Source organism: Ancylobacter sp. SL191 (genome assembly GCF_026625645.1).
GTDB lineage: Bacteria > Pseudomonadota > Alphaproteobacteria > Rhizobiales > Xanthobacteraceae > Ancylobacter.
The window spans coordinates 349,502-365,746 of sequence record NZ_CP113056.1; the positions used below are offsets into that span (position 1 = coordinate 349,502).

Sequence of the window (16,245 nt, forward strand, 5' to 3'; positions counted from 1 at the left end):
TCGGCCGGGGGATCCACGCCTTCGACCGCACGCGCCAAGACGTGGATGGCCGGGCCAAGCCCGGCCATGAGGGTCGAACCCGCGCCCGCCATTCAGGTCAGCCTCCCTGACCAAAGTTGAGTTGCGCCGCGCCATCCCCTGCCGTCATTCTGCCTTGAGGCGACCGATCCTGCCGCTAATGACGCAAGGGGAGGCAGAGCATGCGCGTACCGACGCTGGATATGTTCGATCTACGCATTCTCCGGGAATTGCAGGAGGATGGGCGCCTGACCAATCAGGAACTCTCCGAGCGCATCGGCCTCTCGCCCTCGCCGTGCCTCAGGCGCACCCGCCGACTTGAGGAGGAAGGGCTGATCGCCGGCTATGAGGCGCGGCTCGATGCCTCCCGGCTCGGGCTCGGGGTGATGGCCTTCATCCATGTGCATCTGGAGCGGCAGGTGGAGGAGGCGGCGCGCGACTTCGAGGCGGCAGTGCTGGCGCTGCCGCAGGTCGTCGCCTGCTACAGCGTGACCGGCGACAGCGACTACATGCTGCATGTGGTGTGCGAGGATCTGGAAGGCTTCGCCCATTTCGCCCATGCCATCCTGATGGGCCTGCCGGGCGTGCGCGGCGTGCGTTCCTCGCTGGCGCTGAAGCGGGTGAAGGAGCGCGCCCGCCTGCCGCTCGATCATCTACGCGCCCTCCCCGCCGCGCCGGAAATCCCTGCCGAGAAAACGGGCAGCGAAAGCGCGAGCGCAAAAAAGCGGCCCTGACGGCAGATTCTGCCGCGCGAGGCTGCGCCGCCTCCCGAGAACGCAAGGACATGCCGGGGTAGGTCAACTACACTGACCTAGTTCGGCTGATTGTCCTTCACCATCCGGGAGACGCGTCATGGCCTTCGTCGCAGACACGCTCACGCCTCTGGTGTCCCGCACCGCCCGCCCGGTGCGTCGGCAGCTTTCCGCCTCCCCCACCGCGCTGGCCACGCTCGCCCTCGCCGGCGCCGCGCTGCTGTGGTCCGGCAATTTCCTCGCCGGGCGGCTTGCCGCCGACATTTTGCCGCCCGCGACCTTCTCCGCCGCGCGCTGGCTGCTGGCGCTGGCCCTGCTCGCCCCCTTCACCTTCCGCGAGATCGCCGGCCAGCGGGCGGAGATCCTGCGCCGCTGGCCGCTCTGGCTGGCGGCGGGGGTGCTCAACATCGCCGTCTTCACCGTGCTGATCTATGCCGGTCTTGCCCATACCAGCCTGGTCAACGGCTCCATCATCGGCTCGGCCGCGCCCATCGTGGTCGGGCTGCTGGGCTGGCTGATCCTCGGCGAGCGCACCAGCGCCCGCTCGCGCCTCGCGCTCGCCGTCTCCAGCGCCGGTGTCGCCTTCATCGTGCTGCGCGGGGATATTGGCACGCTGGCGCGGCTGGACTTCCACGGCGGCGATCTCGTGCTGTTTCTCGGCATCAGCGCCTTCGCGCTCTATGCGGTGCTGCTGAAGCGTTTTCCCGGTGGGCTGTCGGCGGCGGCGGCGCTCACCGTGAGCATTCCCTTCGGCCTCACCGCCCTCGCCCCGGTCGCCGCGTGGGAACTGGCGACCACGCCGCTCGCCCTTGAGATGCGCGATCTGGGAACGGCGGGGCTGCTCATCCTCTATGTGGCAAGCCTGCCGACGCTCGGTTTCGTGCTGTGGGCGAAGGGGGTGAGCGTGCTGGGCCCGACGCGGGCGGGGCAGTTTCTCCAGCTCATGCCGGTGTTCGGCGCGGGGCTGGCGGTCGGGGTGCTGGGCGAGGCGCTGCACCTCTATCACGCGCTGGGCTTCGCGCTGGTGCTGGGGGGTCTGGCGCTGCGCGACCGGCGGCTACCGGCGCCGCTCTACAACCCCGCATCGCGCGTGGCGTAAAATCACGCCCCGCCGCCTGAAAAAAGCCGGCATGGGTCATGATAGGTTTGGAAAGACTCTAAACCCGATTGGCGACAGATGAGTGACACACCCAAGGCCGCGCCGCTTCTCGACATCGGCGCTGTCCAGCACATCCGCAAGCTCGTGATGTTTGCTCTGGGGGCCGCGTCGTTCAGCGTGCTGCTGTTCAGCCACTCGCTCTGGCCGGACGCCAATGAGGACGGCCTGCACGAGATCATCGAGACCATCGGCTTCGGGCTGCTGCTGGTCGCCATCATCGGCCGCACCTGGAGCTCGCTCTATATTGGCGGGCGCAAAAAGAGCGAAGTGGTGGCGCTCGGCCCCTACTCGATCTGCCGCAACCCGCTTTATGTCTTCTCCTTCATCGGCGCCGCGGGCGCCGGCGCGCAGTTCGGCAATGTCACGGCGGCGCTGGCCGCCACGCTGCTGACCGTGCTGGTCTTCTCCATCGTGGTGCGCAAGGAGGAGCGGTTCCTGAGCGAGAAATTCGGCGAACCCTATCTCGCCTACAAGGCGCGGGTGCCGCGCTTCATCCCGAATTTCCGGCTCTGGCAGAATGTCAGTACGCTGGAAATCAACACCCACCTCGTGGTGCGCACCTTCCTTGACGCCTGCGTGTTCCTCGCCGCCATCCCGCTCGCCGAGGGCGTCGAGATGGCGCAGGCGCAGGGCTGGCTGCCGGTGCTCTGGCTGGTGCCCTAGACCGCACCCGGCCGCGGCGCGAAGACGCGCTGGGCCAGCCGGTCGATCATCAGCGCAATGAGCGCGAAGGCGCAGCCGACCGCCATGTCGATCAGCCGGGCGATCATGTCATGCGCCGCCCCGGCAACGCCGCCGTTGATGAATTCCAAGAGCAGCATGATGAAAACGGTCAGAGCGGCATTGCCGAGCGCGCCGTGATATTGCTGCGCCGGCCAGCGAACCAGGGCCGCGACCATCATCGCCGCGAGAACCGCCCCAGTTGAGGGGAACAGCCAGCCGATGCCAAGCGACAGAGCGACGCCGAGCACGGTGCCGAGCATAGTCTGACCCATCAGCTCCCGGCTCGCCAGCGAATCCTCGCGCAGCACCAGCACCACGGCGAGCAGCGCCCAATAGGGCCGATGCAGGCCAAGGGCGGTGCTGGTGAAAAAGGCCGCCGGGATGGTGATGGCGACGGCACCGGCGAACACCCAGCGTTCGCGCTTGGTGGCCCGCAGCCGCAGCAGCAGGCGCCACAGCGACGGCGCGGTGCAGGGCCGCCAGACGCCGACCACGAGATCCCAGGTGATCGAGACCACCCAGGCATAGATAATGAAGACCCCTACCGCGACCGCGTCCACCGACTGTAGCGGGGCGTAAAGCGCACCGATGGCGAGCGTCAGGCAGGCGAAGCGGGCCGAGATCGCCACACTCTGGTGCAGGCTCTCCACCAGCGCATAGACGACCCCCACCAGCGCGAAGGCCAGCATGGTAAGCACCATATGCCCGGCGACCAGCGTGCCTAGGCCGGTGCCGAGCAGCACCACCACGCCGCCCACGGCCATGGCTGCGAGCCGCTGGCGGGCCGTGCCGCCCGTATCGAGCGCGGTGGCGAGGATGCAGATGACCAGGGCGTAGATCAGCCAGACATCGTTGCCGATGATCAACCCCAGACCAACCGGCGCCATGACGGTCAGCGTAAAGCGCACCGAGCGGGCGATCAGCCCGTCGCCATGCCAGCGGCCGGGCGGGGGCGCGGGCGGGGCGGCGGGGGATGGCGCGGCAGGTTGCGCGGTTTCAGCCAAGCGAGCGGCTCCGGCAGACGTGGTTGACGCTTTATGGGCGGGACGGGACGAAACTTCAGGTGGCGCTTTACCCCGTCTTTACCCTGACCAGCGGAGATTGTGGAAATCAGTTCTGTTGCGTCATCGAGCGTCGGGTAGCCGTCCATGAAGGTGGTTCGAAATGGGGAGGCCCGCCGGGCATCCCGCGTCAGTCTCGTCCATTCCGCCCCGGCGGGTGGCGCCAACGCCGGCGGTTTGCCCCTCGACACCATCCTGCGCGGCGACTGTGTCGCGGAGCTGGCAAAGCTGCCGCCGCGCTCGGTCGACATGATCTTCGCCGACCCGCCCTACAATCTCCAGCTCGGCGGCGAGCTGAAGCGCCCGGACGAGAGCCGGGTCGACGCGGTGGACGACGACTGGGACAAGTTTGAGAGCTTCGCCGCCTATGACGCCTTCACCCGCGCCTGGCTTCTGGCGGCGCGCCGCGTGCTCAAGCCCACCGGCACGCTCTGGGTGATCGGCTCCTATCACAACATCTTCCGCGTCGGGGCGATGCTGCAGGATCTCGACTTCTGGATCCTCAACGACATCGTCTGGCGCAAGACCAACCCGATGCCGAATTTCCGCGGCCGGCGCTTCACCAACGCGCATGAGACGCTGATCTGGGCGGCGCGCGACCCCGGCGGCAAGGGCTACACCTTCAATTACGAGGCGCTGAAGGCAGCCAATGAGGATGTGCAGATGCGCTCCGACTGGCTGTTCCCGATCTGCTCCGGCCATGAGCGGCTGAAGGACGAGACCGGCCACAAGGTCCACCCGACGCAGAAGCCCGAGGCGCTGCTGGCGCGGGTGATGCTCGCCGCGTCAAAGCCCGGCGACGTGATCCTCGACCCGTTCCTCGGCTCCGGCACTACGGCGGCGGTGGCCAAGCGCCTCGGCCGCCACTTCATCGGCATCGAGCGCGACGCGACCTATGCCGATGCCGCGCAGGCGCGCATCGACGCGGTGGAGCCGCTGCCCGAGGCCGCGCTCGCCCCGGCGCCCTCCGCCCGCGAGGCACCGCGCATCGCCTTCAACGCGCTGATCGAGCGCGGCATGCTGGCGCCCGGCACCTTCCTTACCGACGCCAAGCACCGGGTGCGGGCACTGGTGCGCGCCGACGGCATGCTGTCGCTGGAGACCGCGCCCGGCCTCGGTCAGGTCGGCTCGATCCACCGCGCCGGCGCCATCGCGCAGGGGCTGGAAGCCTGCAATGGCTGGACCTACTGGCACATTGAAACCCGCGAAGGGCTGCGCCCGATCGATTCGCTGCGCGCCGCCGTGCGCTCGGAAATGGCGATGGCGGCGGAGTGAGCGGCGTGATCACGCTTTATGACGTGCCGGACTCCGGCAACAGCTATAAGGTCCGGCTCGCCGCCGCGCATTTGGGCGTGAGCCTGAAGCGGGTCACCATGTCCGCGCGCGACGGCTCGGCCGGCCGCCCGGACTTCCTCGCCAAGAACCCGATCGGCAAGCTGCCGACCGTGGAGCTGGAGGATGGCCGCTTTCTCGCCGAATCGAACGCGATCATGCTCTACCTCGCCGAGGGCAGCCCGCTGGTGCCGGCGGACCGCTACGGGCGCGCCAAGGTTTATGAGTGGATGTTCTTCGAGCAGTACAGCCATGAGCCGGCGCTGGCCGTGCGGCGGGCGCTGCTGACCTATGAGGAGCGGGCGCATCTGGCGACGCCGGAGCGGCTGGCGCAGCTTCTGGACGCCGGCAACCGCGCGCTGGGCGTGATGGAAACGCGGCTCGCCGGCGCCGACTGGCTGGCGGGCAACGCCTTCAGCGTCGCCGATATCGCGCTCTATGCCTACACCCACACGGCGGAGGAAGGCGGCTATGATCTATCCGGCTTCCCCGGCGTGCAGGCCTGGCTCGCTCGCGTCGCCGCCCTGCCCGGCCATATCGGGCTGATGGACTGAACCAACAAAAAGGCCGCCCGGTGGGGCGGCCTCGTCGTTTCCAGGATGGGTGGCGGCTCAGAGATTGCCGGCCTTCTTCACCGCATCCTTGATCTCGCCCTTGGCCTGCTGGCCCTCGCCCTTCAGCTCCTGGGCCTTGCCCTCGGCCTTGAGACGCTCGGAATCGGTCATGTTGCCGATGCCCTGCTTGACGTTACCCACGGCTTCATTGGTCATGCCCTTGGCCTTGTCGGCGGTGCTACCCATGATGCGTTCTCCTGTTTCTTCCGCATGTTGCGGTCGGCGGGATAACGCGGCGGGTGGGCGCGGGTTGCGCTGATCACAGGTATGTCATTGGCGGGCCGGGCTCAGAGCCGGGCGAGCACCTTGCGCATCACGCTGGGAAACGCCTCCGCGTCGAACCCCGCCGGCGCCACCCAGCGATGGCCAGCAGGCGCCGGCGTGCCGGCCGGCAGATCGGCCCGCCAGACCGTCAATTCCAGCGCGAAATGGCTGAAGACGTGGGTCACGGGCGCGTTCAAGGCACGCCAGCTCGCGTTGAGCGGCGCATGGGCGGCGGGGTGGGCAGGAGCGTCCCCCTCCCATGGCGTCGAGGGCACCTCGCTCATGCCGCCGAGCAGCCCTTGCGGCGGGCGCGAGCGCGTGAGCACCGCACCATCGGCCCGCACGGCGAGGAAGGCGACGCCCTGCCGGGTCGGGCGCGCGGCCTTGGCCACCTTGAGCGGGTAGCGCTCCGGTTCGCCTTCCGCCCGCGCCGCGCAGGGCTCGCGCCATGGGCAGAGCGCGCAGGCGGGCTTGCGCGGGGTGCAGAGGGTGGCGCCGAGATCCATCATCGCCTGCGCGAAATCGCCGAAGCGGGCGTCGGGGAGCAGCGTCAGGCCGAGCGCCCGCAGGCGGGGCTTTGCCTTGGGCAGCGGGATCTCCACCGCAAAGAGGCGGGCGATGACGCGCTCCCAATTGCCGTCCACCGGCGCGGCCGGGCGTTCATAGGCGATGGAGGCGATGGCGGCTGCCGTATAGGGGCCGATGCCCGGCAGTTCGAGCAGCGCCGCCTCGGTATCCGGGAAATGTCCGCCATGGCGCTCCGCCACCGCGCGGGCGCAGGCGTGCAGGTTGCGGGCGCGGGCGTAATAGCCGAGCCCCGCCCAGGCGGAGAGCACCTCTTCCAGCGGCGCGGCGGCAAGGTCCGCCACCGTCGGCCAGCGGGCGAGGAAGCCCTCATAATAGGGCCGCACCGTCACCACCGTGGTCTGCTGCAGCATGATCTCGGAGAGAAACACCCGGTAGGGATCCTGCCGCAGGCCCGGCGCAGCGCGCCAGGGCAGCGTGCGCCGGTGCCGGTCATACCAGGCGAGCAGCAAGGCAGGATCGGGCCGCGCCGCGGGGGCTGGCTCGGTCACGGAGGCGGCGGCGCGGCGGGTGGCTTTATCGGGACGGGCGGGCATGCGATGTTTGGTTCCGGCGGCGCCAAGGTGGGCCGTGCCGATACGCCCGGCAAGCCCCGCCGGACCGCCGTCCCTTGAATTGATGTCCCACCGCCCTCACTGACCGATCGCCCTCATGCCCCCGCGCCGCGCACCACAGCCGCTTGCCGACCTGATCGACGCGACCATCGCCGAGAGCTGCCGCCAGCGCGGCCTCGCCTCGGTGGAAATCGTCACGCGCTGGGCGGACATCGTCGGCGAGGCGCTCGCCGCCCGTGCGGTGCCGATCAAGCTCGCCTGGCCGAGCCGGCAAGACAGCCCGGAGCCGGGCGTGCTGCACATCCGGGTCGAGGGCGGCTATGCCATCGAATTGCAGCATGACGCGCCCGTGGTGATCGAGCGGGTGAACCGCTATTTCGGCTGGCGCTGCATCGGCCGGCTGGCGCTGCGCCAGGGGCCGGTGCCGGTGCGCCGCCCCGTGCGCCCGCGTTTCATTGAGCCGGGCAGCGCGGAATGCGCAGCGGTGGCCGGGCGGCTCGGCGCTTTTGAAGATCCCGCGCTGGCCGAGGCGCTGGCCCGGCTCGGCGCGCTGGTCGCCCGCCGGCGCGCGGCGACGCCCACGCAGCCGGCGCCGGGGGTGCGGCCAATCTTCACGCAGCGGTGACAAGGCGCCTGCCTGCCGTACCGTTGCCATGATCGCGCGCTGCCTGTAGGCGCTAGAGCTCAACGCTGGCCGAGAGGGCCGGCCTTCCCCTCGGAGACCATCCATGATCGATCGCCGCCGCCTCCTCGAAGGGTTGGGTGCCGCCGCCCTCACCGCCGCCGCGCTGGTGGCGCTGGCGAGCCCGGAAAGCCTCGGCGCCGAGCGCTTCTCCTTCATCGGGCGCGCCGAAGCGCAGACCGTCGACATGGCGCAGCTTATGGCGCCGGGCGCCCTGCCCGACAACGTGCTCGGCAAGGCCGACGCGCCGGTGACCATCGTCGAATACGCCTCGATGACCTGCGGCCACTGCGCGCATTTCCACGAGACCACCTATCCGGTGCTCAAGGAGAAATACATCGACACCGGCAAGGTGAAGTTCATCCTGCGCGAATTCCCGCTCGACATCGTCGCCAAGGCCGCCTTCATGCTCGCGCGCTGCGCCGGCGACGGGAAGTACTACCCGATGACCGACACGCTGTTCGAGACCCAGAAGAACTGGGCCTTCACCAACAACCCGGCGCAGGCCCTGCTCGCCATCGCCAAGCAGAGCGGCATGACCGAGCAGCAGTTCAACGCCTGCCTCTCCGACCAGGCGCTGGCCGACAACATCAACAAGATCGCCGAGCGCGGGGCGAAGGATTTCGGCATCGATTCGACGCCGACCTTCTTCATCAACGGCAAGAAGGTCTCCGGCGCGATGAGCCCGGAAGAGCTCGACAAGGAACTCGCCCCGCTGCTGGCGCAGTGACGCCACGGGGCCGCGCCGCCGCAGCCATGAGGCCCGGCGGCGCCAACCCGCCCTGAATGCGAGGCCGCGGCGGGGTAGCCCGCCGCGTTGGCTTATTTGGAAGCTGCATGAGCCTCTCGGGGATTTAGCCGCCCCGGCCTTTACCTCCCCTCATCCCCGGGCTTGACCCGGGGATCCAAAACCCAGCGCCACGCGCGACTGCGGCAAGGCTGGATGCCCGGGTCAAGCCCGGGCATGAGGGCGGGCGTGACGGTCGATATCAGGGCGCGAGGCGCCCCACGTGCCCGGCCTTTTTCAACATCGGGCCCCTACTCCGGCAAGGTGAGCCGTCCGTCGGGGCCGAGGGCGAAGCCGGTATTGTGGGCGATCTCCCAGGGATGGCCGTCGGGGTCGGCGACATAGCCGGCATAGCCGCCCCAGAAGGTCGCCTGCGCGGGGCGCAGCGCCCGCCCGCCGGCGGCCACCGCGCGGATCAGCGTCGTGTCCACCTCGGCGCGGCTCGCCCGGTTGCAGGCCAGCACCACGCCGCCGAACTGACCGGCCCGGCCAGCGATCATGCCGGCATCGGTGGCAAGCTCGTGGCGCGGGTAGAGCGAGAGCACCACCGTGCCGCAGGCGAAAAAGGCGACGCCCTCGGCCTGCCGCACCCGGCGCTCGAGCCCCAGCGCCTCATAGAAGGCGATGGCGCGAGCGAGCTCGGCGACGCCCAGCGTCACCAGCGAGAGCGCCAGCGGCGGCACGGCACGCGCCGTGCCCGCCCCCACCGTGGCGCCCTCGGTCGCCTTGAGCGCGGCGACCTTCAGCCCCTGCATCGCCGCGCCGATCATGCGCTCTCTCCGAATAGCGACAATTGCTCGCCCTTCTGCGGCGGGCGGTGGAAATGGCGCGTGGTCAGCCGCAGATGGCGCCGGTTGAGGCCGAGCCGCTCGCTGGCGATCTCGAAGCGGCGGGCGAGCGTCCAGGCATAGGGCCCGCTGCCGGTCATGCGCTGGCCAAAGGCGGAGTCATATTCCTTGCCGCCATGCAGTTCCTTGAGCAGCGACAGCACATGACGGTAGCGATCCGGGAAATGGGCGAGCAGCCATTCCTTGAACAGGTCACGGATTTCCAGCGGCACGCGCAGCATGACATAGCCGGCCTCCTGCGCGCCCGCCGCCACCGCGGCGTCGAGGATGCGCTCCATCTCCGCGTCGGTCACGGCGGGAATGACCGGCGCGACCAGAACAGCCGTCGGCACCCCCGCCTCGCTGAGCCGGCGCACCGCCTCGAGGCGCCGCTGCGGCGTGGCGGCGCGCGGCTCCATGATGCGGGCGAGCTTGTGGTCGAGCGTGGTGATGGACAGCGCGACCTTGACCAGCCCGCGCTCGGCCATGGGCGCGAGAATGTCTAGATCGCGCAGCACCAGCGCCGATTTCGTGACAATGCCGACCGGATGGCCGAAATCGCGGAGCACTTCGAGGATGCGGCGGGTGAGGCGCCATTCCTTCTCGATGGGCTGATAGCCGTCGGTGTTGATGCCGAGCGCGATGGTGCGCGGCTCATAGCCGGGCTTCGCCAGTTCCTTGGCCAGCAACTCGGGGGCGTCGGGCTTGGCGAACAGCTTGGTCTCGAAATCGAGCCCAGCGGACAGGCCCTGATAGGCATGGGTCGGCCGGGCGAAGCAGTAGACGCAGCCATGCTCGCAGCCGCGATAGGGGTTGATCGAGCGATCAAAGCCGACATCGGGCGAATCATTGCGGGTGATGATGGTGCGCGGCTTTTCCACCGTCACGCTGGTGCGGAAGGCCGGCAGATCATCGAGGCTCTGCCAGCCATCGTCGAAGGCTTCGCGCGCCGTCGGCTCGAAGCGGCCGGCAGCGTTGGAGAGCGCGCCGCGTCCGCGCCGGCGCTCGCCCTCGACAAAGCGGGCCTGCGGCGGCACGGGAGGCGCAATGTCGATCTCGGAAAGGCCGGTGAGGTCGCGCCCCGCCGCCTCGCAGGCGGCGCGCTCAGCGGCCTCGCGCTCCTCCACCAGCCGCCCGAGATGACGCGGCGTGGCGCGGGACTTGCGCGCGGGCGGCGCGCCGGCGGTAACCGCGGCAGGACGGTCCGGAGAGGGGGAGGAGGTGCGCTGTTCCATGGGTGATTTTTAGTCTCCTCATGAGAACATATCAAGAACATATGTCGAAAAGTGACGGAGGGCGCTATACGCCCCGGATGTGGTGCTATAGGCAGAACGTCGCTCGCCCAAAACCCTTATGCGCCAATCCATAGCGCGTTCCGTCGAGGTGCTCTGCCGCGTGATCTCGATCGTCATTCCCACGACCGAAACCGCCAGTTTCCTCATCCCGACCCTCGCCGCGCTGGTACCGGGCGCCGCCGCCGGCGTGGTGCGCGAGGTTCTGCTGGTGGATGGGCGCGAATCGGCGGATGTGGCGGAGATCGCGGACGCGGCAGGCTGCGAATATCTGCGCGGCCCGGCCGATCTCGGGGCACGCCTGCGCCTCGGCGCGGCGACGGCGCGCATGCCCTGGCTGATGTTCCTCCAGCCGGCGGGCCTTGCTCAGGAAGGCTGGACGCGCGAGGTGCGCGGCTTCATCGACCAGGTCGAGCGCATGGGCGCGCTGGACCGTCGCGCGGCGACCTTCCGCTTGGCACTGGACGGGTTCGGCGTCGCCCCCCGGCTGAAGGAAGCGGCGGCGGTGGCGCGCTATGCGCTGACCGGCCGGGCGCGGCCCGAGCAGGGGCTGCTGATCCATCGCCGCTTCTATGAAGCGCTGGGCGGTCATGAGGCGGGCGGGCAGTCCCCGCGCCGGCTCGCCGCCCGCATCGGGCGCGGAAGGCTGGTGCTGCTGCGCTCGCAGATGCTGCTGCCGGAAGGCTGAGCCTCCCGCCAGGTCTCAGGAGGCGCGCAGCTTGCCGCGCTTCAGGTGCTCGTCGAGCCGGGGCAGGATTTCCACGAAATTGCAGGGCTTGTGACGGATGTCGAGCTGCTGGGCGAGGATACCGTCCCAGCCATCGCGGCAGGCGCCGGGCGAGCCGGGCAGGCAGAAGATGTAGGTCGCGTTCGCCGTGCCGGCGGTGGCGCGGCTTTGCAGCGTCGAGGTGCCGATCTTCTGGAAGGAGATCATGTGGAACACGGTCGAGAAACCCTCCATGCGCTTCTCGAACAAGGGTTCCACCGCCTCCGGCGTCACATCGCGGCCGGTGAAGCCGGTGCCGCCGGTGGTGATGACCACGTCGATGGCCGGATCGGCGATCCACGCCGCTACCCGCCCGCGAATGGCTTCTACGTCATCCGTCACGATGGACCGGGCGGCGAGGCGATGGCCGGCACCCTCCAGCCGCTCCACCAGCGTGTTGCCCGAGCGGTCATCGGCCAGCGTGCGGGTATCGGAGATGGTGAGCACCGCGATGGCGAGCGGGATGAAGGCTTTCTCGGAAAGGGCCTTGTCGGACGTCTCGCTCGCGGCGCTCATGCGGCCTGATCCTCAGATGCTGCGGCTGTCGAAGGCGTTGCACTGCTTCATCGAGCCGGTGTCCAGTCCCCGCTTGAACCAGCGCGTGCGCTGGGCGGAGGTGCCGTGGGTAAAGCTGTCGGGCACGGCATAGCCCCGCGCCTGTTTCTGCAACCGGTCATCGCCGATGGCGGAAGCGGCGTTCAGCGCCTCCTCAATATCGCCGTCCTCAAGAATGCGCCACTGTGCGTTCGCGTGATGCGCCCACACGCCGGCGAGGCAGTCGGCCATCAGCTCGACGCGGACGGAGAGCGCGTTCGCTTCAGTGCGCGAGACCTGGCGCTGGCGCTGCTGCACCTGCGCGAGAATGCCGAGCTGGTTCTCGACGTGATGGCCGACCTCATGGGCGATGACATAGGCCTGCGCGAAATCGCCGGGCGCGCGGAAGCGGCGCTTCATCTCCTCGAAGAAGGCGAGGTCGATATACACCTTCCGGTCGGTCGGGCAGTAGAACGGGCCCATCGCCGACTGGGCCGTGCCGCAGGCCGAGCGGGTGCCGCCGGTGAACAGCACGAGGCCGGGCGGGCGGTAGGTCTGGCCCTGCGCCTTGAACTGCTGGGTCCACACATCCTCGGTCTGGGCGAGCACGGCGCTGACGAACTGACCTTCCTGATCCTTGGGCGGGGTGCGGCTCGCAGATGGCTGCTGCGGCGCGCTCTGGCTCGTCTCGCCGCCCCCCATGAGGATTTCCGCGCCGCCGATCAGCACGGCCGGGTTGATGCCGGTGGCCCAGGCGATGAGGCCGACAATGATCAGCCCGCCAATGCCGAGCCCGCCACGCCCGCCCGGCAAGCCGCCGCGAAATCCGCCGCCGCCCCCGCGCCGGTCTTCCACATTGCTGCTGCGCCGGAAATCTTCCCACCGCATGGCCATCCCTCCCGCAAAGCGCCACGGCGCGGTGCGATGGTGATGCACGCGCGCCGTGGCGGCAATGCGCGGGAAGGCCGGCGGTTCCGTGGGGAACCGCCGGATCGTGTCAGGCGCGCGGTTTGCCGAGAGCGGCGAGCCAGTCGCGGGCGAGCGTCAGGTCGGCCTGCGACAGGCCATGGCCGACGGGAAGCGTGCGGTGGTCGAGCCGCGCGCCGGCCTCTGTGAGCTGGCCAGCGAGGCGGGCGGCATTCTCCTCCGGCACGATCGGGTCCATGCCGCCCGAAAGCAGCAGGACCGGCGCGCTGGCGAGATCCTCCGCCGGCGGCTCGGCCAGCGGCACCATGGCGCGTAACAGCACTGCGCCCGCGAGCACGCCCGGCTGGGTGAGGAGCGTCGCGGCGGCGATGTTGGCGCCGTTGGAAAAGCCGACCGCGATGGGGGCGGCCAGCCCATAGGCGGCGCGGGCTTCCGCCACGAAGGCGGCGAGTTCACCCGCGCGCAGGCGCACATCCGCCTCGTCGAACACGCCCTCACGCAGGCGGCGGAAGAAGCGCGGCATGCCGCCTTCCATCACCTTGCCGCGCGGGGAGACGAGCGGCGCGTCCGGCGCGATCATGCGGCCGAGCTGGATCAGGTCGTTCTCGTCGCCGCCCGTGCCGTGCAGCAGCAGCAGCGGCGTGGCAGCAGGATCGCGGCCGGCCTCGAAGCGGTGGAGGAAGGAGAGTTCGGCGTTCGCGGATGCACGGGACAGCGGAGCGTTGACGCTCATGACGGCCTCCTGGCGGGAAAAGGGGCCCGCCCGCCGGAAGTGGCGGGCGGGGAGAGGTGGGATCAGGCGATTTCCGGCAGCACGGCCTCGATCTGGGCGCGGCGGCTCTCCAGGAAATCCGGGAGCTTCAGCGCCTGGCCGAGCTGGGCGGCCGGCTCATCGGCGGCGAAACCGGGGACGTCGGTCGCGATCTCGAACAGCACATGGCCGGGCTCGCGGAAGTAGACGGACCGGAAGTAATTGCGGTCCTTCTGCTCCGTGGTGCGGATGCCGTGGTTCTCCTGCAGCTTCTTCACCATGGCGAATTCGGCCGCATCATCCGCCGCGCGGAACGCGATGTGATGCACCGAACCGCCACCCATGCGGGCGGGGAGGAAGCCGCCGGCCTCGTGGATATCGACGATACCGCCGATCTCCGTGCCCTCGGCCTTGAAGCGCACCAGCGAGCCCTCCCGGCCGATCTCGGTGAAGCCGAAGATGTCGGTAAGGATGGCGCCGGTGGGCGCGGCCTCGGCCAGCAGGAGATTCACCGAGTGGAAGCCGCGAAGGGCGTGCTCGGCCGGCACCTCCGTGCCGAGCCAGGCCGGCTCATTCTCGGCGCCGGTGACACCGACCAGCGCGAGGCGCATGCCGTGCGGATCCTTGAAAGACAGCACGGTCTCGCCGAAGCGCTTGATGGGCGCGCTATGGGCGACGCCATTCTCGACGAAGCGCTGCGTCCAGTAGCCGATCGAGGCGGCCGGCACGCGGAACGCGGTCTCCTGCGTCTCGCCGACGCCGAGCCGGCCGGGCGCCACATGGTCCCACGGGAAGAAGGTGAGGATGGTGCCAGGCGAGCCCGCCTCATCGCCATAATAGAAGTGATAGGTGCCGGGATCGTCGAAATTGACGGTCTTCTTCACCAGGCGCAGGCCGAGCGTGCGGGTGTAGAATTCGACATTGCGGCGCGCATTGCCGGCAATCGCCGTAACATGATGGATGCCATTGCGGTTCATGATCTTGCCCTCTCAGGGAGCGCCAACCGCGCTCTGTTGGGACAAGAGATAAACCGGCACCCGCGCAATGCCATCTACTTTCGTTTGCGTTGACGCAATGACGACTTGGCTGCTATGGTGTGCCCACGCTGAATTGTCGTTTTTCCTTCGTGCGCAACGCTTTGCGGGCGGGGAGCCGAGTTGCCGCACGGACGGAGGGCCCCATGGCCGAGCCATTCAAGAACCTGGCCTGGGACGATTTCCGCCTGATCAAGGCGGTAGCGGACGCCAAAGGCCTGCCGGCGGCGGCCGCGTCCATCGGGGTGAACCATTCCACCGTGTTCCGCCGGCTGAAGCAGATCGAGGAACAGCTCGGCTCGCTGCTGTTCGAGCGCCACCGCACCGGTTACGCCCTGACCCCGGCCGGCGAGGAACTGGTGGCGCTCGCCAACCGGCTCGACGAGGAGATCACCTCGGTCGGCCGCAAACTCGCCGGGCGAGAGCCCGCTCCCTCCGGCGAGTTGCGGGTGACGACGCCCGATTCGCTGCTGATCCATCTCCTGATGCCGATGCTGGCGACCTTCCGCGAGCGCTACCCGGAAGTGCGGCTCGACATCGTGCTGAGCAACCAGCCGCTCAACCTCTCCAAGCGCGACGCCGATGTCGCGGTGCGCGCCACCGACCACCCGCCGGAGAACCTCGTCGGCCGCCGCGTCGCCCGCATCGCCTGGGCGCTCTATGGCCGGGCGAGTGACTTCCCCGACCCGGCAGCGGTGAAGCTGGAGGAGCTGGAAGCGCGCAACTGGGTCTCGCTCGGCGATACGCTCGGCACGCTGAAGGCGGTGAAGTTCGTGCAGGAGAACGTCGCCCCCGACCGCGTCGCCTACAAGATCAACAGTGTGCTCGGGCTGGCGGAAGCGGTGGAAAGCGGGGTCGGCATCGGCCACCTGCCCTGCCTCATCGGCGATGCCCGCCCTGCCCTGGTGCGGCTCGGTCCGCCCAATGACGATTATGCGGCCGATCTCTGGCTGCTGACCCATCCGGATCTGCGCCATTCGCCGCGCGTCCGGGCGTTTCTCGACTTTCTCGCGGTGGAGATCGGCCGGCACCGCCGCTTCATCGAGGGTGGGGCCGGTCATCAGGCCGAACTGCCGGAGGCGGCCGGCCTTACGGCTTGACGCGCGCCAGCAGCGTGTTGCGCATCCGCGTCAGCTCGCCGGTCAGCTCGGCGATGGCGGCGGGGTCACGATCGAGGCAGATGCCGATCTCGGTCGGCACGCCCTCCGCCTCCGCGCGCAGCGCCCGGCCCTTGTCGGTAAGGAAGATGCGCACCTGCCGCTCATCGGCGGCGTCGCGCACGCGGCGCACATGGCCGGCGCTTTCCAGCCGCTTCAGCAGCGGGGTCAGCGTGTTGGTCTCCAGCAGCACCCGCTCGCCGATCTGCCCGACGGTCAGGCCATCCTCGGTCCACAGCGTCACCATGGCGATGAACTGCGGGTAGGTCAGCCCCAGCCGGTCGAGAATCGGTTTGTAGACGCGGTTGAAGGCGTGGTTCGCCGAATAGACCGCAAAGCAGATGAAGTGATCGAGCTTCAGTGTTTCGTCGTTGGACATCGGCGACCGGAGACCTCTTCGCCGGGGGCGGCGAATGTGCGCATCAG

Annotated in this window: 19 protein-coding genes; 9 read left to right on the top strand and 10 right to left on the bottom strand. The window is 69.2% G+C overall.

Going from position 1 to position 16,245, the window contains the following annotated elements:
- Positions 1–200: 200 nt before the first annotated feature.
- The 3 genes from OU996_RS01575 to OU996_RS01585 all read left to right on the top strand — a co-directional run bounded on the left by OU996_RS01575 (position 201) and on the right by OU996_RS01585 (position 2,592).
- Entirely contained in the window at positions 201–752 is a 552-nt protein-coding gene (locus OU996_RS01575) for an Lrp/AsnC family transcriptional regulator (RefSeq protein WP_267583931.1), read from the top strand.
- Positions 753–870: 118 nt separating this feature from the next.
- Positions 871–1,869 carry a DMT family transporter gene (locus OU996_RS01580; protein ID WP_267583932.1) on the top strand — a complete coding sequence of 333 codons (999 nt, stop codon included), beginning with the start codon at positions 871–873 and terminating at the stop codon, positions 1,867–1,869.
- Between the two features lie 78 nt (positions 1,870–1,947).
- Positions 1,948–2,592 (top strand): methyltransferase family protein, encoded by a 645-nt coding sequence (locus OU996_RS01585; protein WP_267583933.1) that lies wholly within the window; start codon positions 1,948–1,950, stop codon positions 2,590–2,592.
- Here the strand turns inward: OU996_RS01585 and OU996_RS01590 are convergent.
- The gene (locus OU996_RS01590; protein WP_267583934.1) at positions 2,589–3,656 is read right to left on the bottom strand and encodes an FUSC family protein; all 1,068 of its coding nucleotides are present in this window, start codon (positions 3,654–3,656) and stop codon (positions 2,589–2,591) included. The two genes, OU996_RS01585 and OU996_RS01590, sit on opposite strands and share 4 nt — an antisense overlap.
- A 144-nt stretch (positions 3,657–3,800) precedes the next feature.
- On the opposite strand from OU996_RS01590, the gene OU996_RS01595 reads away from it, so the two are divergent.
- Positions 3,801–4,988, top strand: coding sequence for a site-specific DNA-methyltransferase (locus OU996_RS01595; RefSeq protein ID WP_267583935.1), 1,188 nt, complete (start codon positions 3,801–3,803; stop codon positions 4,986–4,988).
- 5 nt (positions 4,989–4,993) lie between these two features.
- Positions 4,994–5,599 (top strand): glutathione S-transferase family protein, encoded by a 606-nt coding sequence (locus OU996_RS01600; RefSeq protein ID WP_267583936.1) that lies wholly within the window; start codon positions 4,994–4,996, stop codon positions 5,597–5,599.
- Between the two features lie 57 nt (positions 5,600–5,656).
- On the opposite strand, the gene OU996_RS01605 is transcribed toward OU996_RS01600, so the two are convergent.
- Positions 5,657–5,845, bottom strand: coding sequence for a CsbD family protein (locus tag OU996_RS01605; RefSeq protein WP_267583937.1), 189 nt, complete (start codon positions 5,843–5,845; stop codon positions 5,657–5,659).
- Positions 5,846–5,946: 101 nt separating this feature from the next.
- Positions 5,947–7,044: an A/G-specific adenine glycosylase gene (gene mutY, locus OU996_RS01610; protein ID WP_267583938.1), complete on the bottom strand. Its 1,098-nt coding sequence runs from the start codon at positions 7,042–7,044 to the stop codon at positions 5,947–5,949.
- A 115-nt stretch (positions 7,045–7,159) separates the two neighbouring features.
- Between mutY and OU996_RS01615 the strand changes: the two genes are divergently transcribed.
- Both OU996_RS01615 and OU996_RS01620 read left to right on the top strand, forming a co-directional pair.
- Positions 7,160–7,687 (top strand): DUF721 domain-containing protein, encoded by a 528-nt coding sequence (locus OU996_RS01615; protein WP_267583939.1) that lies wholly within the window; start codon positions 7,160–7,162, stop codon positions 7,685–7,687.
- Between the two features lie 103 nt (positions 7,688–7,790).
- Positions 7,791–8,474: a DsbA family protein gene (locus OU996_RS01620; RefSeq protein ID WP_267583940.1), complete on the top strand. Its 684-nt coding sequence runs from the start codon at positions 7,791–7,793 to the stop codon at positions 8,472–8,474.
- A 308-nt stretch (positions 8,475–8,782) separates the two neighbouring features.
- Here OU996_RS01620 and OU996_RS01625 read toward each other — a convergent pair whose 3' ends face one another.
- Positions 8,783–9,301, bottom strand: coding sequence for a VOC family protein (locus OU996_RS01625; protein WP_267583941.1), 519 nt, complete (start codon positions 9,299–9,301; stop codon positions 8,783–8,785).
- On the bottom strand, positions 9,298–10,593 hold the full coding sequence (locus OU996_RS01630; protein ID WP_267583942.1) for a PA0069 family radical SAM protein: 1,296 nt from the start codon (positions 10,591–10,593) through the stop codon (positions 9,298–9,300). Before OU996_RS01630 ends, OU996_RS01625 begins: the two co-directional genes overlap by 4 nt.
- 118 nt (positions 10,594–10,711) lie before the next feature.
- Here OU996_RS01630 and OU996_RS01635 point away from each other — a divergent pair, with 118 nt between their 5' ends.
- Positions 10,712–11,338 carry a glycosyl transferase gene (locus OU996_RS01635; RefSeq protein WP_267583943.1) on the top strand — a complete coding sequence of 209 codons (627 nt, stop codon included), beginning with the start codon at positions 10,712–10,714 and terminating at the stop codon, positions 11,336–11,338.
- Positions 11,339–11,353: 15 nt separating this feature from the next.
- Here OU996_RS01635 and moaB read toward each other — a convergent pair whose 3' ends face one another.
- From moaB to OU996_RS01655, 4 genes are all read right to left on the bottom strand, one after another.
- Positions 11,354–11,932: a molybdenum cofactor biosynthesis protein B gene (gene moaB / locus OU996_RS01640; RefSeq protein ID WP_267583944.1), complete on the bottom strand. Its 579-nt coding sequence runs from the start codon at positions 11,930–11,932 to the stop codon at positions 11,354–11,356.
- Positions 11,933–11,944: 12 nt separating this feature from the next.
- Positions 11,945–12,838: a neutral zinc metallopeptidase gene (locus tag OU996_RS01645; protein WP_267583945.1), complete on the bottom strand. Its 894-nt coding sequence runs from the start codon at positions 12,836–12,838 to the stop codon at positions 11,945–11,947.
- A gap of 109 nt (positions 12,839–12,947) precedes the next feature.
- Positions 12,948–13,610, bottom strand: coding sequence for an alpha/beta hydrolase (locus OU996_RS01650; protein ID WP_267583946.1), 663 nt, complete (start codon positions 13,608–13,610; stop codon positions 12,948–12,950).
- Between the two features lie 62 nt (positions 13,611–13,672).
- On the bottom strand, positions 13,673–14,605 hold the full coding sequence (locus OU996_RS01655; RefSeq protein ID WP_267583947.1) for a ring-cleaving dioxygenase: 933 nt from the start codon (positions 14,603–14,605) through the stop codon (positions 13,673–13,675).
- A 203-nt stretch (positions 14,606–14,808) separates the two neighbouring features.
- Between OU996_RS01655 and OU996_RS01660 the strand changes: the two genes are divergently transcribed.
- Positions 14,809–15,762 (top strand): LysR family transcriptional regulator, encoded by a 954-nt coding sequence (locus OU996_RS01660; RefSeq protein WP_267583948.1) that lies wholly within the window; start codon positions 14,809–14,811, stop codon positions 15,760–15,762.
- Here the strand turns inward: OU996_RS01660 and OU996_RS01665 are convergent.
- A complete protein-coding gene (locus OU996_RS01665; RefSeq protein ID WP_267583949.1) occupies positions 15,752–16,198 on the bottom strand; it encodes a MarR family winged helix-turn-helix transcriptional regulator in 447 nt (148 codons plus the stop codon). The genes OU996_RS01660 and OU996_RS01665 overlap by 11 nt on opposite strands.
- Between the last annotated feature and the right edge of the window lie 47 nt (positions 16,199–16,245).